The sequence below is a fragment of the Psychrobacter sp. LV10R520-6 genome, assembly GCF_900182925.1.
In the GTDB taxonomy this organism is placed as follows: domain Bacteria; phylum Pseudomonadota; class Gammaproteobacteria; order Pseudomonadales; family Moraxellaceae; genus Psychrobacter.
In genome coordinates, this window is the sequence record NZ_LT900024.1 from 2,181,388 (window position 1) to 2,202,338 (window position 20,951).

At 42.7% G+C, this 20,951-nt stretch carries 20 protein-coding genes and 1 pseudogene; 9 read left to right on the forward strand and 12 right to left on the reverse strand.

Annotated features, from left to right (window positions below):
- Positions 1 to 15: 15 nt before the first annotated feature.
- The 6 genes and pseudogenes from U1P77_RS09040 to tnpA all read right to left on the reverse strand — a co-directional run bounded on the left by U1P77_RS09040 (position 16) and on the right by tnpA (position 5,402).
- Entirely contained in the window at positions 16 to 918 is a 903-nt protein-coding gene (locus U1P77_RS09040) for a CheR family methyltransferase (RefSeq protein WP_321154696.1), read from the reverse strand.
- A 359-nt stretch (positions 919 to 1,277) separates the two neighbouring features.
- A pseudogene (locus tag U1P77_RS09045) lies at positions 1,278 to 2,495 on the reverse strand (methyl-accepting chemotaxis protein); the annotation flags it as partial.
- Positions 2,496 to 2,825: 330 nt separating this feature from the next.
- Positions 2,826 to 3,356, reverse strand: a complete 531-nt coding sequence (locus U1P77_RS09050; protein ID WP_321154697.1) for a chemotaxis protein CheW — start codon at positions 3,354 to 3,356, stop codon at positions 2,826 to 2,828.
- 3 nt (positions 3,357 to 3,359) lie between these two features.
- Positions 3,360 to 3,722: a response regulator gene (locus U1P77_RS09055; protein WP_321154698.1), complete on the reverse strand. Its 363-nt coding sequence runs from the start codon at positions 3,720 to 3,722 to the stop codon at positions 3,360 to 3,362.
- A gap of 133 nt (positions 3,723 to 3,855) precedes the next feature.
- The gene (tnpB, locus tag U1P77_RS09060; protein ID WP_321154699.1) at positions 3,856 to 5,007 is read right to left on the reverse strand and encodes an IS200/IS605 family element RNA-guided endonuclease TnpB; all 1,152 of its coding nucleotides are present in this window, start codon (positions 5,005 to 5,007) and stop codon (positions 3,856 to 3,858) included.
- Positions 5,007 to 5,402: an IS200/IS605 family transposase gene (gene tnpA, locus U1P77_RS09065; protein WP_321154700.1), complete on the reverse strand. Its 396-nt coding sequence runs from the start codon at positions 5,400 to 5,402 to the stop codon at positions 5,007 to 5,009. Before tnpA ends, tnpB begins: the two co-directional genes overlap by 1 nt.
- A 131-nt stretch (positions 5,403 to 5,533) precedes the next feature.
- Here tnpA and U1P77_RS09070 point away from each other — a divergent pair, with 131 nt between their 5' ends.
- Complete coding sequence (locus U1P77_RS09070) at positions 5,534 to 5,845, forward strand: hypothetical protein (protein ID WP_321154701.1); 312 nt, start codon at positions 5,534 to 5,536, stop codon at positions 5,843 to 5,845.
- Between the two features lie 80 nt (positions 5,846 to 5,925).
- Here the strand turns inward: U1P77_RS09070 and pilG are convergent, their stop codons facing one another.
- Complete coding sequence (gene pilG / locus U1P77_RS09075) at positions 5,926 to 6,303, reverse strand: twitching motility response regulator PilG (RefSeq protein ID WP_201556471.1); 378 nt, start codon at positions 6,301 to 6,303, stop codon at positions 5,926 to 5,928.
- A gap of 635 nt (positions 6,304 to 6,938) precedes the next feature.
- Here pilG and U1P77_RS09080 point away from each other — a divergent pair.
- From U1P77_RS09080 to U1P77_RS09110, 7 genes are all read left to right on the forward strand, one after another.
- Positions 6,939 to 8,204: an efflux RND transporter periplasmic adaptor subunit gene (locus U1P77_RS09080; RefSeq protein WP_321154702.1), complete on the forward strand. Its 1,266-nt coding sequence runs from the start codon at positions 6,939 to 6,941 to the stop codon at positions 8,202 to 8,204.
- A gap of 243 nt (positions 8,205 to 8,447) precedes the next feature.
- Positions 8,448 to 9,170 (forward strand): response regulator transcription factor, encoded by a 723-nt coding sequence (locus tag U1P77_RS09085; protein ID WP_201556472.1) that lies wholly within the window; start codon positions 8,448 to 8,450, stop codon positions 9,168 to 9,170.
- A gap of 130 nt (positions 9,171 to 9,300) precedes the next feature.
- On the forward strand, positions 9,301 to 11,502 hold the full coding sequence (locus U1P77_RS09090; RefSeq protein WP_321154703.1) for an ATP-binding protein: 2,202 nt from the start codon (positions 9,301 to 9,303) through the stop codon (positions 11,500 to 11,502).
- Between the two features lie 375 nt (positions 11,503 to 11,877).
- Positions 11,878 to 12,648 (forward strand): methionine ABC transporter ATP-binding protein, encoded by a 771-nt coding sequence (locus U1P77_RS09095; protein ID WP_201556474.1) that lies wholly within the window; start codon positions 11,878 to 11,880, stop codon positions 12,646 to 12,648.
- Between the two features lie 19 nt (positions 12,649 to 12,667).
- Positions 12,668 to 13,354 carry a methionine ABC transporter permease gene (locus tag U1P77_RS09100; protein ID WP_414479006.1) on the forward strand — a complete coding sequence of 229 codons (687 nt, stop codon included), beginning with the start codon at positions 12,668 to 12,670 and terminating at the stop codon, positions 13,352 to 13,354.
- 264 nt (positions 13,355 to 13,618) lie between these two features.
- Positions 13,619 to 14,569 carry a MetQ/NlpA family ABC transporter substrate-binding protein gene (locus tag U1P77_RS09105; protein WP_321154704.1) on the forward strand — a complete coding sequence of 317 codons (951 nt, stop codon included), beginning with the start codon at positions 13,619 to 13,621 and terminating at the stop codon, positions 14,567 to 14,569.
- Positions 14,570 to 14,985: 416 nt separating this feature from the next.
- Positions 14,986 to 15,834: an aldo/keto reductase gene (locus tag U1P77_RS09110; RefSeq protein ID WP_321154705.1), complete on the forward strand. Its 849-nt coding sequence runs from the start codon at positions 14,986 to 14,988 to the stop codon at positions 15,832 to 15,834.
- Positions 15,835 to 15,996: 162 nt separating this feature from the next.
- On the opposite strand, the gene ccmE is transcribed toward U1P77_RS09110, so the two are convergent.
- From ccmE to ccmA, 5 genes are all read right to left on the reverse strand, one after another.
- Entirely contained in the window at positions 15,997 to 16,497 is a 501-nt protein-coding gene (gene ccmE / locus U1P77_RS09115; protein WP_321154706.1) for a cytochrome c maturation protein CcmE, read from the reverse strand.
- Between the two features lie 226 nt (positions 16,498 to 16,723).
- Complete coding sequence (ccmD, locus tag U1P77_RS09120) at positions 16,724 to 16,936, reverse strand: heme exporter protein CcmD (protein ID WP_321154707.1); 213 nt, start codon at positions 16,934 to 16,936, stop codon at positions 16,724 to 16,726.
- A gap of 35 nt (positions 16,937 to 16,971) precedes the next feature.
- Positions 16,972 to 17,760, reverse strand: coding sequence for a heme ABC transporter permease CcmC (gene ccmC / locus U1P77_RS09125; RefSeq protein WP_321154708.1), 789 nt, complete (start codon positions 17,758 to 17,760; stop codon positions 16,972 to 16,974).
- Between the two features lie 256 nt (positions 17,761 to 18,016).
- A complete protein-coding gene (locus tag U1P77_RS09130; RefSeq protein WP_414479084.1) occupies positions 18,017 to 18,691 on the reverse strand; it encodes a heme exporter protein CcmB in 675 nt (224 codons plus the stop codon).
- 109 nt (positions 18,692 to 18,800) lie between these two features.
- Positions 18,801 to 19,442, reverse strand: a complete 642-nt coding sequence (gene ccmA, locus U1P77_RS09135) for a heme ABC exporter ATP-binding protein CcmA (RefSeq protein WP_321154710.1) — start codon at positions 19,440 to 19,442, stop codon at positions 18,801 to 18,803.
- Positions 19,443 to 19,594: 152 nt separating this feature from the next.
- On the opposite strand from ccmA, the gene U1P77_RS09140 reads away from it, so the two are divergent.
- The gene (locus tag U1P77_RS09140; protein ID WP_321154711.1) at positions 19,595 to 20,659 is read left to right on the forward strand and encodes a hypothetical protein; all 1,065 of its coding nucleotides are present in this window, start codon (positions 19,595 to 19,597) and stop codon (positions 20,657 to 20,659) included.
- Positions 20,660 to 20,951 lie beyond the last annotated feature (292 nt).

Here is a 20,951-nt window from a genome sequence, read left to right on the forward strand (position 1 = left end):
CGTCTAGACACTAATTTAGGCACTAATTTTTTGCCACGCATTAATCTGTGGGTGCGCAATACGGCGCATGTTCGAAGGACGCCAAAACAACGCCTCACCTGGAGCTAATATAATATAACCACCTAACACACACTGCGCTGACAATCGGGTCAAAATATCACGTTGATCAAATTTGCGAAAATATAACAGCATATTCTGGCAGATAATCACCTGTTGTAGAGACGGTGTGGCCAACTCTTGAGTAAAAATATTGTGCCAAGTAAAGCTGACATGCTGTTGTAACGTTGCCGCAATTTGCCATTGCGGCTGAATGGTTTTTGACGTTTGATTAATCGTAGACAAATCATAAAGATTTGGTTTGCAAGCTGCATGTTCAGGCGATAAAGGTTGAATAAACTGCTGGCAATCCTGCGGGATTAAGTGCCGCTGCCGGTCATCATAACGTCCCAAGCGCGCTTTGGTCAGAGCTCGCTGGCTGACATCAGTACCCAATATGGCATAATTTGTCATCTGCTTCGAGGCTAGACTCATGGCAAGCGTCCAAACCTCCTGACCGTGAGCGCAACCAACGCTCCAAATACGAAATAAGTTATCAGTATTGAGACCGTTCAAATGAGCTTGCTGCTGATATTGTAATGCGCGTTCTGTGACGAACTGTATTGAAGGTATATGCCGAAAAAAACGACTTTCGGGAATGAGTACGGCATCCAATAATTTCTGACGCAGCTCACTATTAAACGGTAATGCAGTCCATAGTTGCGCAACTGTCAATTGATGTACCGCTGCTGTGTGATCAACGGCATTCACTAACCACTGTAATTGCATATCTGGTAAAACAAAGCCAATCTCTTGCTCTATATAACATCGCCATTGCTGCGCATTTAAGAAGTCTTCTTTCACTAAAACAGTTACCGCCATAGATCTAGTTTTAGCCTTGCTTATCGCTCTGATATTTTACTGAGTACGATTATTCACATGACCTGCTGTTGTTATTACAGTCGCACGCTACAATGACTAGCGCCGCGCTTTAAGTAGTAGCTCAATACAAAAAACCACACTTTGTTAATAGCGATTGAGTAAAAGTAAACGATAGGATTTAAGGTCGCTCGTTTATTTTTACTCAATTTTTATTATTAGCACTGGTGTTAAGTACTCGATACATTTGACAGACTTTTCATCTCAAAACTATCATGATCACTATCCAAATCATAATTACTATTTAAGTCATGATCATTGTTTAGGTCATGATCATGATCTAATTGTTCATCATCATTAGATACTTTAAAGCCCGTTACCGATTCTTGTAGTGCTGCTGCCATTTCGCTCAGCTCACCAATAGAGCGCGCCGTTGCCATCGTACCGGACGAAGTTTGCGAGGTAATATCTTGAATAATATTCATAGTATGAGAGATGTGCCCGGCAGAGTCAGCTTGCTGCTGCGCGGCGTTTGAGATGCTTTGAATCAAATCGGCCAAAGTGTTAGAAACACTTTGCACTTCCTCTAGTGCTTCACCAGCATCTTTTGCTAAGCGCGCACCGCGGACGACTTCAGAGGTAGTGGACTCCATCGACATGACCGCCTCATTGGTATCTGCCTGGATGGTCTTCACCAAAGTTTCGATCTGCTTGGTCGCATTGGCTGAACGCTCAGCGAGACGTTGAACCTCATCAGCAACTACCGCGAATCCTCGACCCGCCTCGCCTGCCATCGATGCCTGAATAGCGGCGTTCAATGCCAAAACGTTGGTCTGATCAGCAATATCATTAATCAAGCCAACGATATCACCAATCTCTTGAGAGGATTCACCAAGGCGTTTGATACGCTTTGAGGTTTCTTGAATTTGATCACGAATGACGTTCATACCTTCAATCGAGCGCTGTACGACTTCTGCCCCATTATAAGAGATAGCAACTGAGCGCTGAGCAACCGTTGCGGACTCCGTGGCGTTATTCGAAACTTGGTCAATCGATACCGTCATCTCATTAATCGCGGCTGACACACCAGCGATTTCTTGCGCTTGGTGCTCAGATGCTTCAGCAAGCTCAACGGCGTTCATCTGCGTTTGCTCTGAGGATTGTGAGACACGGTCAGCGGTACTGTTAATAACCAATACCAGCTGACGTAATTGGTCAATCGCAAAGTTCACTGAGTCAGCAATTGCCCCAGTAAAATCTTCTGATACCGTCGCATTAACAGTCAAGTCACCTTCTGCCAAATCTCCTAGCTCATCAAGTAAGCGTAAAATCGCTATCTGGTTACGTTCGTTTTCTTCCTGAATCTGGCGAGCACGTTCAGACTCTGCATCTGCTTCTTGCCGGCGACGCAAGGTTTCTTTTTCAATAAGTAAGCGTTCCTTTCCACCGCGATTTTTTAGTAGCTGGTATAAGGCAAATAAGGTACCCAGTACCCCTAACACGAATACAATCATTGGCAATACTATTGATTGATTGAAATCGTTCAAGTATTGACTCAATGATGATAATGAGTTGATTAACCAAACCAAGCAGGCCACACTCACTAAGGCAAAAAACCCTAATAAAACCTTCCATTTATTATTGGAATCTTTAACATCTGGCGTTTTTTTGACCGTGCCAGCTACAGGGTTTTTCATAACTTCACTCATCGTGCATATTCCTTCCAAACAGTGGTCCAAGTCGTCTCTTGACTGACTTTATCAATCACTGTTATACCAATAACAGCCATCAGCAAAGCCTTTATGAATACTGACATACAGCAGTATCATGTCAGTCGTTACTACTTTGTCATAATTCTATTTGTCATTGATTTAGCAGACAAATTTTTTATTATAGTTTATTACAAATAGTTATATCGCAGCATCAATATAGCGCGAGTCTTGCGCCAGTAAACTGGGCATAAAAACAAACCAATCTTGCTCGTCTTTAAAGAACTTACCGTGATTATAAGGGGCAAATGGTGACTTACTATCAATAGCTTCTGATCGGTACTGACTTCGATTAAAATGCTCAATACCCAGCACTTGATCTACGAGTATTCCTGAAAAAACGCTATCATGATCGATAACAATCACTTTGCGCTGACTCATTTGCGACAAACGACTAGGAACATGCAAAAACTGAGACAGATCCGTCAACGGTAATAAACGTCCACGAATATTAGCAATACCTAGCATCCAGGGCTGGACTAGGGGCATACTGGTATATTCAGGCATCGTCAGCACCTCTGACACTTCACCCATAGGGGCAACCAGTCGCTGCCCGCCAATCTCAAATACAATACCTTGCCAGTCGGATTCTTGCCCGCCTTGGCGACCATTTTTGCGCGCGCGTGCCATGTCCGCTAAGCGCAGAAGCTCAATAAATCCTCTGGAAGCCACAAGTTACTCCATTACTTTACGAATAATGTTAATCAACCCTATCTCGTCAACCGGTTTAGACACATACTCTTTAGCGCCTTGACGCTTACCCCAAACCCGATCAGTTTCTTGATTCTTGGTACTGATCATGATGACGGGAATATGAGCGGTGGTCTTACCACGTGTTATTTTACGAGTGGCATGAAAACCATTCATCTCCGGCATAACCACATCCATCAAAATGATGTCTGGCAAATGTTCAGCTGCCATCTGACAACCTTGTTCACCATTGATTGCCTCTAACACTTGATAATTATTCTTCGCAAGCATGTCGCGAAATTTCGCCATCTCAGATGGCGAATCGTCAATGACTAAAACAGTAGTCATGGGTATTTCCTTTATTTTTAAAGATATCCGTCAGGATGTGTAGTATGAACTACCCACCACCTTAGAGGTAGGGGTTTCTTAGGTAATACCCATACTTGATACGATATTCTGTATCAGAGGTTAGACAAATTCACTAAGCTAACCCTGTCGCACCGACAGTTTTGAGCGTTACCAGTGTCAATCCTTGATTTAGGATGTTGATACTGGCATTGATATCTCTATCGTTATTTCGCAAGCAGCAAGGGCAAACCCATGATCTCAATGACAAGGGTAATTCATCCTTGCTAAGCAAATGACCACAGCCTGAGCAGGTTTTAGAGGATGGATACCATCGGTCTATTTTGACAAGCTCTTTACCATACCATTCTGCTTTATAGGCAAGCATGGTGGTAAAAGTAGACCATGAGCTGTCTAATATGGCTTTTGCAAGTTTACGGTTCTTAACCATGCCTTTTACGTTCAAATCCTCAATGGCAATAACATCGTGGTTTTTGATGATATTGAATGAGAGCTTGTGTAGGAAGTCTTTGCGGGTGTTGGTGATTTTCTCGTAAACCTTGGCAACTTTTAGGCGCTGCTTTTGGTAATTACGGCTTTCAGACAGCTTGCGCTGCTGAGTTTTAGCAACCAACCTGCGTTTGGCTAGTATCTTTTGTTCGCGCCCTAATTTATCTTGCAACCTCGATAAAAACTTAGGGTTAGCAACTTTACTCCCGTCCGATAGGACGATAAAGTCTGTTACTCCTAAATCAATGCCGATATTTGATTGAGTTTTAGGCATGTCATCAACCACTGTTTCAACCAATAAGCTGACGTAGTATTTACCCGATGGGCTTTTGCTGATGGTGGCACTTTTAATCAATCCATTGATAGAACGGTGTATCTTCGCCTTGATGTGACCAATTTTAGGCAACTTAACGGTGTTGTTTGTGACCGCTACCGTACCTTTTTGATTGTTGGTGGTGTAACTGTCTTTTAAGCCTTTTTTCTTGAATTTAGGAAAGCCTGAGCCTTGTTTGAAGAATTTATTATAAGTACTGCGTAGGTTTTGCTGGACATTAGCCAGAGCCAAACTATCCACCTCTTTTAGCCATTCAAACTCAGTCTTGTACTGAGCTGGGGTGTTTTTTAGTTCGGTTTTGGTTTCTTTGTAATACTCAATCTTATCATTAAGCATCCTATTCCAAATAAAGCGCGTACAACCAAATGACTTAGCAAAGAATATTTGCTGTCCATCGGTTGGGTACAGTCTGCACTTATAGGCTTTAAGGATTTGCTTGGTCATTATTTTCCCTGATCTATAATATATTGCTTAATTACGTCAAGAGGTGCGCCCCCTGTCGTAATCAAACAAAATGATTGTGACCAAAATTTATCTTCCCAAAGTGTTTCTTTGATTTGAGGAAATTCTTTTTTGAGTAAGCGACTGCTTGCTGATTTGTAAGTATTAATAAACTTACTGATCTCGCTCTTGGGATGGGCTTTGAATAAAATATGAACATGATCTTTATCGTGATTCCACTCAATGACCTCAAGTTTATAGTCAGGGGCGATACGCTCAAATATTGCTTTAGCTCTATCTGATACAGCGTCATCAAAAACCTCTCTGCGATACTTAGTAACCAGTATTAGGTGATAGTTTAGCAAAAATACTGAGTGTGAATTATTATCTAAGAGCATTTGTTATCAACACCTTTAATATTTTAGACTGAATCCTATAACACTAACAATTTATTTGGATTTAGTCAATAACGCCTTCATCCCACTACCTAAGAGGTAGGGGATTTCTGCGCGAGGTTTGTTAAAACGCCTTGGTATCAGCAAAAAAAAAGACCTTGGAGCATCCAAAAGCTTGCCCAGTAAAGAGAGCTGACTATCTAAGCAAACTTAACGACTTCCTTGCTCAAGGTTTTGCTATCGTATACATGGATGAGAGCGGTTTTGAAAATGAAACCCTGCGTCCTTTTGGTTATGCACCTATCGGCATTCTTCGCATTGATAGCTATAGCTGGCAAGCCAAAAGTAGAACCAATGTCATTGGTGCGTTATATGACAAAACCCTATTGAGAAAAAGTGGGCACAGGCTAAGTTTCTACGACAAGGTTGGATGGAGAATGATTTAAATAAACTGTTCCATGATATGAGATGTACTAATTTTATTATGGATTGACTATATCTATATCTATATCTATATCTATATCTATTAACGGTACTGGTTAATAGCTTCGAACAACTCATCTTTGCTAAATGGCTTAGTCAAATACTCATCAGAACCGACAATACGTCCACGCGCTTTATCAAACAAACCATCTTTTGATGACAGCATAATCACAGGCTTACCAGCATAATCGGGATTGTTTTTGATCAATGCGCATGTCTGATAGCCGTCTAGACGTGGCATCATAATATCGACAAAGATAATGTCTGGGTTATTATCTACAATCTTAGCCAACGCATCAAAGCCATCAATAGCCGTAACCACTTCGCAGCCAGCTTTTTGTAATAAGGTCTCTGCTGTACGACGAATGGTTTTTGAGTCATCGATAACCATGACTTTTAAGCCATCAAAATTATTTTCCATTATAATTGTCCTATGAACGACTGTTTATTCGTATCGCTGTTTTTCAATGCAAACTTTTGGCTGCTATTTTTTTTCATGAAATAGCTTATATTTAGGTTTATAGCGATTACCAACTTTACATTATTAGCTTGATAACGATTAACTTTATCTGCAGCTATTATATATGGTGCTAACCGCCTATTAAATATCGCGCTATCATAAGCTAATATACGTACTTTATCATTAGTTATCTGAGTAAATTCGGCTATTAATATCACAACGATGCTCGACAACAGTATGGAATGATAGCTAGGTAACAGATTTTTAAGCATTGCCTTAATCTTTGTTATGTATAAAATTGCTACATAACTTACCCGATAATCTTAGTTTGTGACAAAAATGTATCAATTAATTCTACTGTGCCTGTTTTAGCATAATTGATTGCACTTTCCCAGTTATTTAATTGACTGGCGGTTACTTTAACGGTACTAATTGCATTTACTACCCTACTAAACCAGTGATTATAGTATTACTCTTTACAGTAGCTAGTAGCTAGTAGCTCTTTGATGGTTAACTAGGGCGCACTAGTTCCTCCTTGTTTGATTTCACTATATAATAAAACGACGTTTATGATGGTGATTGGTATGACATTCTTTATGTGCTCCGAATCTGTATGCTTTAAGAATAGCGTTTGCTTATTAATCGCCTTACTTCTTGTCGCGTGCCAACCGCCGGCACCTAATGATGAACTTCGTGTTGGCGATAAAAGTGAGATCGTAGATACACCACTCATTATCGGTGCAGATAGTGTCACTATGACGCCTAAACATATTCTGAATATAAAATCATCACGTTACCAGCCAAGCCTCGGACTACAAGGCAACATTGAACCCACTAAGCAGACACAGCTCACTTCAGCCTATGCGCTTAGGGTAGAAAAAGTACTGGTTACCACAGGTCAATGGGTAGAAAAAGGCACGCCATTATTGCTTGTCCAGCGTCAAGTTGATACCAGCAAACCGACAAATCCATCCAATCAGAAAGACGCCGAAAATTCAGGTTCTACAAACTTAAGCTCCATTAATTTAGGCAGTGCTGCGACTGCTAATAATGAAGCCAAAAACCAAAACGCTATAAACAGGGCTACAAATAAGGACGCTTCATTAGAGCCATTGCCCAACAATCAGCAACACAGTAAAGAAGCCAATGATCTTGAATCAAAAAGTCAACTATCCCCAAAGGATGATGCCAGCAATAGCGATGTAGATAGCAGTCAAGGTTCTGTAAACTCCAAAAAAATCTCTCAGCTGATTGCCATACGTGCCAATTTTTCAGGGCGCGTGAATGCTTTATATGTTCAACCTAAAGAACAAATTGACGCTCGTAAGCCGCTGTTACACCTTAGTGATGAGAGTGATCTACGCTTTATCGCTACCTTGCCCATTAAAGTCAAGCCTCAATTATCAGTGGGACAAACGGTAAACTTCACTACTCAAGGTCTGTCAGAAAAATTTACGGGTCAAGTCAGTAACTTGGTTGCCAGTGACCAGCCTAACCAGCTATTGGTCTATGTCCATGTCATCAAAAACGACGCCAGCCGCAGTACCCTCAAGCCAGGTATGTTCGTCACCGGCCGAGTCGATTATGGTCAAATAGAGGTGGGTACAGTAGTCCCTAAGCGCGCGCTTCACGATGTCGATTTAAAAGCTCTAGAGACGCCTCCATATCAGTCTCTTACGCCCTTGACCGCTAATGTATGGACTATTAAACAAGACCAACTTCTGACCCGTCAGCCTGTTGAGGTTATCAAGTATGATCCAAGTACGGGACAATACCTGATTGCAGGTATTAGCAATGATAGCTTGATTTGTTTGGCTGACTTGCCGGTAGAGTCCGCTGGCAAAAAAGTAGTTATTTCATAGCCAGTTATGATATAAGTCAATTATGATATAGATTATCTTAATATAAGTTACATGGTGTAGAAACATTAACAAAGCATGTCTTGTTTAACAACGCCTTACTTAGGCAATATAGTCGTATCGTCTAATCATCGACTGATTTATTAACCGTATTTTTAATCATTGTGATTTAATTATTGAAAATAACTAATTTAAAATGACGATAACTATTAGCAGGTTTTTATAAAAACAACTAGAGGACAACCCATGAGTAAGCAGATTTTATTAATTGAAGATGATCCAGATTTGGCAGAATTAATTAGCGATTATCTGACTATGAATTATTACGATGTCCATCATGCAGGACTCGGTCAGGAAGGTCTTGATACATTAGATACCAAAGAACGCGATATTGATTTAGTAGTGCTTGATTTAATGCTCCCTGATATGGATGGAATGCAGGTCTGCCAAAAAATTCGTGGCAATAAAAATAATATGACCAATAAAGTTCCGATTATTATGCTTACGGCTAAAGGAGATACTACAGATCGCGTATTGGGACTGGAGATGGGCGCTGATGACTATATCTCAAAGCCTTTTGAGCCGCGAGAACTATTGGCACGTATTCGATCGGTCATTCGTCGTCACGAGCAACCCAATCAAGCGGATAGCCAATCGGATAGTTTGACGTTTGGGCGTTTAAGTGTCTTTCCCGATAGTCATGAAGTGACTATTGATGAGCAGTCAGTGCGCTTGACAACCCATCAGTTTCAACTGCTCCATTACTTTGCTACTCATTCCGGTAAAGTGCTCAACCGTGAGCAGCTGTGGCAAGCGATGCCAAACGACGACAGCTCAGACAATATAGACCGTGCCATTGATGTCCATATTTCACGTTTACGTGCTTTAATTGAGGACAATCCGCGGCAACCAAAACGTATCATTACGGTACGCGGTGTGGGTTATCAATTCGCCACTGATCAGGTTTGATCGAGAATAAACTACTGATTAACAAGGGTTATAGTAGGTATGATTGCCACTTTTGTAACTAATAGCTATAACCAATATTTACCAGTATCAGTATGAATCGATATGAGCATATGATAATAGAGACTGTTTAATGCAGCAGCTGGGTTTTCGCTCCGTATTTGCTAAGTTATTTGCCAGTGTGATGCTGGCACTTATCTTATTTGCGGTTGCGATGGTGCTATTGACGCAACTGGTCCATGATAAAGATGCTGGCATACGCTCAGAGGTAGTCGCGACGCAGATTTTGGGGCAGATAGACCCTTATTTACATGAGCTTAATATCTCTGTCAGTAAAGACAATCGCTTACAATCGCGTTTTATGCTGGCGGTCGTCAAAAAAAGCTTCGATATCTTTGATGAGTCATTGCAAGCAAAAATGGGCTTGTATGACAGTCATGGTCGCTTACTGATGCAGACGGACAGCAGCGATCTACCATTAGAGCTGCCAGCAACTCCGTCTTTATTATCGCGCGTTTTCCCCTCATTTTCAGACACCCCGCCTACCCAGCAAGCACAAGTGTATAGTAGTACCGGCTACACACTGCTTTATGAATCACGCTTGCCGCCCAAAAAGCCAGTACTTTCTGCTGCGCTGAATTTATTTACTGGTACTTTGCTGTTACTTATGATTATGGCAGGCGCGCTATGGTGGATCGCTCGTACCATGACGTGGCGGATCAATCAGCTGAGTCAGCAAATAACTCAGCTTGGGGATGGCGACTTTACAGTACGTGTGAATGCGCGCGGTAATGATGAAATTGCTTCGCTATCACGAGGATTTAACCAAGCGGCTCAAAAGATTGAACAGCTTATTAACGCTAATAACTTGCTGTTGGCACATGCCTCTCACGAGCTGCGCACTCCCATCACCCGCATTCGCTTGCAAATTGAGATGATGGATATGCTTGCTGGCGCCATGTCCATCGACATCAAAGCCAAGTTCGATAAGCGTGCCCAAGCCATCAATCGCGATTTATCAGGACTTAATGACTTGGTTGAAAGTATCTTGCTGGTCAGTCGTTTAGATGCCGGTCATGTGATGCAGCAAGTTGAGCGATTAGATTTATACGATTTGGTCAATCAAGAGCGCCAACATTATTCTGAGGCGACCTTAATCGGTGAGCATATAATCATTGATGGTCAGCCATCTATGTTGACCCACTTAATTCGTAATTTATTAAATAACGCGATGTTACACGGCATACCGCCTGTGACTGTATTACTCTATGGCGTACAAACTATTGATGAGGCAGATATCGTGCCTGACTATCTGTTGCAATCAGTACTATGCAGCAGCTTTGCCGATCACAGTGACTCAGATTATAATTATTATGCTGAGCAGTTTGACGATAGCGAGTACCCTCTTAATGATAGTAATCAGTATGAAATCAACAAAGATGGCCAGCGTGTCAATATACAGTCTGACCGCAAATCGGATCGTTCAGGCACTGCTAGTTCAGAAAATTCAGATGAAATAGCCGCCCTACCTGCGCCTATTATTTATAGGAATGGCGAAACACTGACTCCTATTAATAGTACGAATGACGACAAACAAGAAAATGCGGATCTTGAGACCACCGATGAAAATTCTGCAGTGATAGACAAACGACCCCTATCAGTGACTGAAACAGTCGGTACCGATCTATTAGTTACTAAACCGTCAGTTGCTCAATCGCTCAGTAGCGAAACAGGTATTTCACTTAGCAACAATGACAATAAAATGTCTACAGAGCTAATAGATAAAATTAAAAAAGTTGTTTGGAATATAGTACCGGACGCGCCAGCCGATGCTCGTAACAATGTTAGGAACGACAACGCTCATACTGAGCCTGAACACCCTGATAATGTTAATGCTAATACCATCAACGCTACTAGCAAACACACAGACGATAGCCTTGATAGTAATGAGCCAATTAGTAAAACCAATAATAAAAAAGACAGTAAGGATAAAAACGAGACGCCTACTTCCTCGCGTAAAGAAAATTTATTTACCAAGCATTTAAAAAAATCCAAAGCCGACCCGACGCGTCCCCTACCAAAATATGCTGTGCTCGCTGTCATTGATGAAGGTGCCGGTATACCTAAAAACAAACGTGAAGAAATCTTTAGTCCATTTGTACGTTTGCAGCAAAAAAATAAAGGCTCTGGGTTAGGCTTATCTTTGGTAGCACAAATTGTCACTGCTCATCAAGGTCATATTATTACTGATACCATCAATGGTCATACTCGATTTTTGGTGGTGATTCCGGTCAAATACGACCCTCATCATAGCTATAAAGACCCTAATGATTAGCGTGTCATTGGACTGTCTTTCAGCTTTTAAGTCTTTTTATTGTGCTCAGTTAAAGCCAATTAGATTAGATATGCCCTATAATGGCTCTCCTACTTTAATATTGGTTTTTATTACAGCAATAATGACTCTCTATTGCCTGCCGCTTTATGGTGTCATGTTATCCATATCCGCCCCATTATACTTATTGCAGCTAATGGCTATATTGTCATAAGCCAAATACGGATGTGCATATCCAAAGCGCTCAATAATATGCTATATTACTGCCCCTTAATTATATTGTTATTAACAGCGCTTATTGACCACGAGACTGTCATTACGCAATAGCATACTGACTTATATGACCGTAACTATATCTATTAATATTTTGAGCATTCCATGAGTGACATGATCGTCCTAAATGATGTGACTAAGAGCTTTTTAAGCGATCGATCAATAAAAAACAAAGACGGCAAACCGCATTGGTTTACTGCCGTTGAGCCGACGTCGCTATCTATACAGCAAGGTGAAATCTTCGGTCTAATGGGCTATTCAGGAGCGGGAAAGTCTACCTTGCTACGGTTGATTAATCTGCTTGAGCGGCCTGATAGCGGACAAGTTATTATTGACGGCACTGATTTGACCCAGTTGTCCGCCAGTGATTTGCGTATCGCACGCCATAATATGGGCATGATTTTTCAACAATTTAATCTTATGTCGAATCGCACGGTATTTGATAACGTGGCTTTTAATTTGACGGTCTCAGGCTATCCCAGCCGTGATATTCATAAGCGGGTAATGGACTGTCTGAACATTGTTGACTTGACCGATCGCGCCAGTCACTATCCGGCGCAACTTTCAGGGGGACAAATGCAGCGAGTAGGTATTGCCCGCGCCATTGCACCGAGCCCCAAAGTGTTGCTCGCCGATGAGCCAACCAGTGCTCTTGATCCTGCCACTACCCGCAGTTTGTTGACTTGTCTGCGTGATATTAATGAGCAGCTCGGGGTGACTATTGTTATTGTGACCCATGAGATGAGTGTGATTCGTAGGCTGTGTCACCGCGCCGCATTGCTACATCAAGGGCAACTGCTCGAGGTCGCCGATATTCGCGATGGCCTGATTCAGGCTACCACCCCTATTGGCCAAGGCTTAGTGCACGAAGACTAATGAGGCAGGAGAGATAAATATGTTGACTGGTGCTGAATTATCCGCCTCAATAGACAAGCTGTTTGAACTGCGCAAAGAGATTTTGAAATCGTTCGTAGATACCTTTATTATGCTAGGCATTTCCACCACGGTAGCGATACTTATCGGCGGACTGTTTGGTATATTCTTATTCTTATCTAGCGATCGGCAGTTTTTGCAAAATAAAACTTTGTATGGCGTGTTGGGTGGTATCACCAACTTTATGCGTGCTTTCCCGTTTGTAATTTTGATGATTGCCATGAGTCCCTTTACCAAAGCCATCGTTGGCACCGGCATCGGACCTATCGCTGCCTCTGTAGTGCTAGCGATTGCCGGCTCATTCTATTTTGCACGTTTGGTGGAACAAAATCTACGAGAAGTGCCGCGCGGTATCATTGAAGCCACCGAATCTATGGGTGCCAGTCCCTTTACTATCATTAAAGTACTGCTCAATGAAGCACGTTCAGGGTTGGTGCTGTCTGTGACTATTCTTAGTATCAGCTTACTGTCCTACTCAGCAGCGGCAGGTATGATTGGTGGTGGCGGGCTTGGTGATTTGGCCATTCGTTATGGTTACTATCGCTATCAGACTGAGGTAATGGTGTTTATTGTGATTATGCTATCGATCATGGTTATCTCCATCCAAGGCCTTGGTAATTTGCTAGCAACTCGGCTGGATAAACGTTGAGTTATCGGATAAATACCAAACACTATAATGAATATTCGATCGTTTACGGTTTTAAAGAGTACTACTAATGAATAAAACTCAGGATTTGGCGCGTATTAATCCTGGGTATAATGCTTGACTTTGTAACTGAGTAAGTTTGATTTTAATGCTAATTTAGCACCAATTGGTATCGCATTACATAACATAGCAGCATGACTCATGTTGCTTTTTTGATGACTACGTTGAACCTAACGCGTTTATTATTTTTATTATTGAGGAAATCCCATGAAATTAACAGATATCAGCCGTCAATTAGCGACCGCATTTGCCGCCGTTGGTGTATCAAGCTTGGTATTGGTTGGTTGTAGCAACTCATCAGCCCCAGAAGCCACGCAAGAGCCAGTTACTGAAAACGCCGTCAATAGCGATATCGACCCTGACCATACCAAAATCGTTATCGGTACCACCGAAGGCGACTTTGCAGATATGGTACGTAACCAAGTCAAAAGCTCACTTGAAGCTCAAGGCTATGAAGTTGAACTGATTCCTTTCACTGACTACGTACGCCCGAACCTCGCATTGGCCGATGGCGATTTAGACATCAACATCTTTCAGCACAAGCCTTATCTAGATACCTTCAAATCAGAAAACGATCTTGATTTGATAGAAGTGTTCCAAGTCCCAACCGCGCCACTTGGTATCTATTCAGGCAAAAAAACCGACCTTAATGATGTTTATAAAGGCATGAGTGTCTCTGCGCCTAATGACCCAAGTAACTTTGCTCGTGCTTTGGTAATGATGAGTGATCTGGGTTGGATCACCTTAAAAGACGATATCGATCCATTAACGGCCTCAAAAACAGATATCGCTGACAACAGCAAATACGACATCGAAATCGTTGAGCTAGAAGCGGCCCAACTACCACGCGCGCGTGATGAAGTGGACTTTGCGGTTATCAATGGTAACTATGCGACTGACGCTGGCATCGAGCTGACCGAAGCGCTATTCCAAGAGCCCAGCTTTAACTATATCAACTGGTCGGCAATCAAATCTGCCGATGTCGGGGAAAAATGGGTCCAAGACGTTACTAACGCTTATAACTCAGACGCCTTTAAAAAATATGCGCATGATACTTTCCCAGGTTATAAATATCCAAAAATTTGGGCCGCTGATGGTAGTGCAGCGACTACCGATGCGACCCCTACTGCACCGGTCGTAGAAGAAGCAGCCCAATAGCTTATACGGTATAATCGGTACACTTCAAAAAAGATATAGTGTGGCTGGTAGCAATTTTTACAGCTTCTATCTGGCAAAGTGCACAGCATGTTAGAAAAATTTTACCAGCTGTACGCCTTTATCTACACATCGCTTTTATTTAGCATTGACTATATAAGTATCCAAAACGTCCATTATCCTCTGATAATGGACGTTTTTTATTGTCTGTGTCTTATAACGAGTAATTTGTTCTAGTTACTAAAAATGACGTTAAAGCCTGTGTACCCTTTGTAAAAAAGCGTCATCTCCCCTTACACTTAGGGTTAAAGGCTCTTATAGTGAGTGAAGTAAATTGATGCTGATGGCTGTAGAAACATAAGCCATATTATTAATAAAGACCAATTAAAAACCTACAAACTAATAATAAGGACAATGCTATGAGTTCAAAAAACTATAACATTCGAACAGCTGGGAAAGCTAATATTCCTGTACTGGGTCTTGGTACGTGGCAGTCAACGGGACAAGACTGTATTGACGTGGTTAGCCAAGGTCTAAAAATGGGCTATGAGCATATTGATACCGCTCAAGCGTATGGCAATGAGAAGGAAGTGGGACAAGGTATTAAGCAATCAGGAGTGGCTCGTGATAAGTTTTTTCTTACAACCAAAATATTTCCTGATGACTTAAAGTTCCAGCCTGAAAAACTGATTGCAGCAGCTAAGCGCTCTTTGGGGGATTTAGATACCGATTACGTTGATCTGTTGTTATTACACTGGCCTGATGATCGTGTTCCTTTATCTGAGACCATTCCTGCGCTATGCGAGCTACAGAAACAAGGCTTGACGCGTCATATCGGGGTGTCAAACTTTAATATCGCTAATTTAACTGAAGCAGAAAAATACGCTGATGTACCGATTGTGGTTAACCAAGTTGAGTTCCATCCGTTCATCAAACAACATACTTTACAGACTTTCTTAAACAATCATCATATCTTGTTAGAGGCCTACTCGCCGTTAGCGCGTGGTGACGTGTTTGATAATGAAATCATTAAAAACATTGCTGAAAACCATGGCATTACCCCCGCCCAAGTATCGCTTGCATGGATTCTGTCGGATAAAGACCGCGTCGCTATTCCAAAGACCTCTAACCCTGCTCATTTGCAAGGCAATTTAGACGCTATCGATATACAGTTGAGCGCGGACGAACTAGAACAGATCGGTAACTTAGCACGTAGCGATGGTCGTAAAATTGAGCATCCAGACTATACCCCTGAATGGGATGATTGATTTTTTGAAAGCTGATAAAAAGCGTTGCTTAGAACGTTAGTTTCAACGTTGCCTAGAAAGTACAATATCTCAAAAATCATCGCCTTAAACACAAAAAAATCCACTGACATATTCAGTGGATTTTTTTATGCTCTTGCCTATCACCCTAAAAATCAAGCACCATTATTGTTGCAGCGTTTGGGTCTCATTAATAGGGTCAGCAGGATTATACTGCTCGGATGACGGAGTTGTACCAAGACGGTTGTTTTCTTTTAACGACTTTGCAACTTCAGGTGGCATGTAGTTTTCATCGTGCTTGGCCAATACTTCACCAGCGACAAAGGTTTCACCTTGCATTTTACCCGTAGCCACGATGCCTGAGTTTTCAGCGAACAAGTCTGGCAAGATACCTTGGTAAGTCACGGGAACCGACGATTTAAAGTCAGTAATAGCAAACTCAATGCTGAGTGGATCGTCTGGCGCACGCTGTACACTACCAGCAACCACCATACCACCAGCGCGTATACGTTTGTCTTGCGGGGCTTCACCTTGAGCAATGGCAGTAGGGTCAAAATAATAGTCAGTCTTTTGCCCAATAGCATAGACGACCAGCACCACCGCTACCGCTGCGCCTGCCAGCGTAAACAAGACCCACATCAGTTTTTTGCGACGAACTGCGTTCATACCCCTACCTCATTATCGAGTGACTGCTGTACAAAATAGAGAAAATATCGAAGGACACCCTTGTCGTCATGAATCAGACAAGATAATCTTATAACACCTATATGGTAGCACTGTTCACACAAATCAATAAGCCATTTAGGTATGAGAAAACTGATGGGTATTGGCATTAAAAAATATCCTGCTACCGTAAAGGATCGATATTATGGTGATTTTAAAGTAAAGCTATCTACGACGCGGAGGGTTTATTAGCCTTAGGATTGCGCTGAGCTTGCCGCGCCTGCTGAATGATGAGCTGCTTTATCAGTGCTTGTCTTTGCCGGCGGCTATAAATAACAAAAATAAGCATCATACCAAACGTAATCGCCCAGCATGACCAGACAAAAACACCATGATCACCCATGGCAACAAACTCAGATACGCTATAAAAGTAAGGCTGCATGGTCTTCTCCTCTCTAAATGGTATCTTCCTAGCCGTTATTTATATTGTCCACGAATATATTCTTTCACCCAAGCTTTGCCTTGATCTCGGTACAAGATCAAAGTATTGGTACGATAAATCGCTAATGTCGCCACTAATAAGTAACTACCAATAATCATCATCAATAATGGCATCCACATATCAGCAGACATTTTGGGTGCTTCGGTCAAGCTAAAGGTCGAGCCTTGATGCAAGGTATTCCACCACTGCACAGAATACTTAATAATCGGCAGGTTTACTGCACCGATAAGGGACAAAATAGCGGCAGCCTTTCCGCGATTGGCAGTATGTTCAAAGGCGGCAAACAGCGCCATCACCCCAGCATACAAAAACGCCAAAATCAGCATCGAGGTCAGTCGCGCATCCCAAACCCAGTAAGTGCCCCACGTTGGTTTTGCCCAGATAGAGCCAGTCAACAGGCTAATCACACACAGCAAAAACCCAATAGGCGCAAGCGCTTGCGCCACAAGGTTGGCTGTCTTTATTTTCCATACCAGATAAATCACACCCAATATAGCAAGCGCAAAATAAATTGAGATGGCAAGACTGGCAGCCGGCACGTGGATAAAGATAATGCGGTAGCTGTTGCCTTGTAGATAATCAGGCGGCGCAAAGGCCAAACCCCAGACACTACCAATCAGCAGAAAAATACCGGCTAATATCGCAAGCCACTTGACCCATGGCGCAAAGATACGGAAGAACTGCTTGGTACCCACCGTGGCTAAGAAGCCTTGCCAAATGCGCTGCCACAGACTGGGAGATGAGACGTTATTCAGGTTGGGCATGGGGATAAACCTATTGCTCAGCATATTGATTATGGCTGATAGGCGCACGATTATATTATTTGCGAGCGCTACTATCTGCTAACCTGTCAGTGTTAAACACTGGACAGAATCTACAAATGACTTTTTATTCAATTAATTGACTATTATAGCAAAATTGCTGCATCTCACCACGATGTTAATTCAAAAGGGCTACGCGGCACGGTTACACAAGACCTAAAAGCAAAGTGCCGTTTTTTTAAATTTTTCATTCAAGCTGTTAGTTGAGCCATGCCAGTCTTAAGGTCAGTGAAATGACCCAAGGCATGACCAATACAGAGACAATACTACCCGCTAGCAATAACGCTAAAATAGGCAGACCATTAAGACCTGAAGCAAACAAATCAACTGCCCCAGTCGCAAAAATCAACACGGGCAATTGCATCGGTAGTGCAATCAAGGGCACGAGTACTGCGCCATTTTTAAGCGATAGCGTCAGACTGCTGGCGACTGCTGACAACATCAGCAGCATCGGACTACCGGTGACGATTGACGCCATTAATATACCCGCCTCAAACCAGCTCAACTGGAATAACGGCACCGCAAGCAAACTGAGCACCGCCACAATACCACTGCTAAATACCCAGTGGATAATCAAACGAATAAGCACCCACAGCGGCAGCGAAGCCCTTGCCACCACCAATTGCGCCAAGGTCCCATTATCAAGCGCAGGCTTAAACAAGCCATCCACACCCATTACCAACGACAATAAAGCAGCAATCCACACCGCTGACACCCCAAGGCGTTGTAGCAATTGCGGTTCACTACCAACGGCTAAGGGAAACAAGGTAATAATGACTAAGAACAGTACCAAGGGATATAGCCATTGTATCGCCCCCTGCTGCTTAACCTGCCATTCGCGGCGCCATAATTGACCAAAGGTAATACTGGGAATAGCAAGAATCTCTGCAGAATGCACGTTAGCAATGTTATTAGCACTCTTGTTAACACTGGTAGAGTTATCACTTGCTGCTTGCACTCGGTTGTCGGTCATTGTCTGCCCCTTATACCATATAATCTGATAAATCGAGCACTTGATTGGCAACGCCCACTGGCTGATGGCTGGTCATCACTATCGCCCCGCCCATGCCTGCAAACTCGCACAATCTAGTCTCCATTCGCGCCATCATATCCACATCCAGCGCCGTGAATGGTTCATCAAGTAACCACAATGGCGTCACCTGAGGGGTTAATAAATACAGGCGAGCAAGCGTGATTCGCCGCGTTTGTCCAGCAGACAGATGGCTTGAGCTAATAGTCTCAAAACCTTGTAGCCCTACCCATGCCAACGCCTCATCAATATCGGTACTACTTGGCGTAATACCATATAAATTCAGTAAAAACGTTAGGTTTTGCGCCACGGTCAGACTCGGATGTATGCCCAGTTGATGTGATACATATAACGGCTGTACGGGTACGCCAGTTGTCCCTTGGTAATGAATCTCGCCCGTTATTATTGGCAATAATCCAGCAAGCTGCATAAGTAACGTGGTCTTACCTGTACCATTAGCACCAATCAAATGGCAAATACTACCAGCAGATAAGCTCAGCGTCACCCTCTCACACAAAGGTATTTCGCCGCGCTGAACGGTCAGATCGTCAAGTTTAAGCATAGGTGTAGGTATAGATAAAGGTGGCGCGGTCATCAAAACCTCTTATTATGATTTGAGCGGGCGATAAATATTCACCACAAACAGATATTGCGTTCATGGCATAATACGTTATGCTCACTACCACATCACAGTATATCAAATTGTCGATTGTCATTATCTTAAAACAGAAGTAGACTTCAAAAAATATGCAGAATTCGAAAGACAGCCAAAACCTAGCACTTGATTCAGATACTACTCATGCTGATGTGCCAAATTCTCCTTTGAACGCCGCGTTCACAACAGATGGCCTAATCGATGCACAAGTGGCATTCATTCAGCAATGGCTACGGCAAAAGGCGGAACCGCTCGCTAATGAGGCGTGGCAATGGTTAGGGGCGCAGCCGCTCAGTCAATACGTCCGCGTGGAAGACTTACAACGCTTAATCAATGACTGGTTACTTAGCCAACCGATGAGTGAGGTCATGCGCGCAGACATTCGCGCTATTCTGCATACGCTGATTTATCATCCGGCCAATGATACGGTACCCCTTTCTGAGCTCATTGATGACGTTCAAGTTGAGACCCTTGCAACCTATATTGGCAGTCACGAACAGCAGCGCAACATACTGATTCATGCGCTCATTGGTAATGAGACTTTCGCCAATCTGCTGACCCAAACACTGTACCACGCTATTAACGACTTTATGGAAAGTACACTCGATAAAGCAGGTGGCGTGGGTAAATTGATGAAACTGGGGCGCAGCTCTTTTGAGAAAGCCACCAATAAAAACCTTGATGAAAAGCTGCAAACTTACTTACATCGCAATATCAAAGATCTGACCCAGCGTGCAGAAACCAACGCTAAGGCGCACTTGTCTAACGAAGAAGTCTCGCGTCTGTTAGTGACTGGCTGGGCAGGTATCAAAGATCAGCCAATTAGCCATCTACAAATGTACTTAAATGATGAGCCTGATGACAGCAGTATTGACCATATCGAAGCCAGTATGCAAAACAGCTATAACCGGTTACGGCTTTCCCCTTACGTCCATAGTTTAGTCGCGGCTGCAGTAGAGACTTGGTATGCCAATCATCAGTCTGATACGATTGCTACTGTGGCGGAAAGCTTAGCCATTGATGAACAGGCGATGAAAAAATTAAGCATTGCCCTACTTCCTATTGCTCATGATGCTATCAGCAGTCAGTGGCTGACCGCTCATATTCGCGAAATGCTAGAAGCTTTTTATGACCAGAATAATATTAGGGCGTGTTGAACATTCACAAATAAGCACTGCTGATAGCTAAAAGTGTTCCAGACAAGAGGCAAATCGACGATAATGCAGATGCCTTAGCTAGACTTGCTACACACTGCTCATGAATAGCTGGGGGGGCAGTTTTAGCATCAGCCCTGAGGACGGAGTAAGCAAAGCACTGCTTTGCCCGTCCGCAAGACAAGAGCTATGCTCGCAGTTGGACAGGACTCTTTTTTGCCGCTACTTCATTAAAACTATCCGCTTAGAATGACTAAACTAGATATTTTTAATCTTGAATCGACTAAAAAATAGT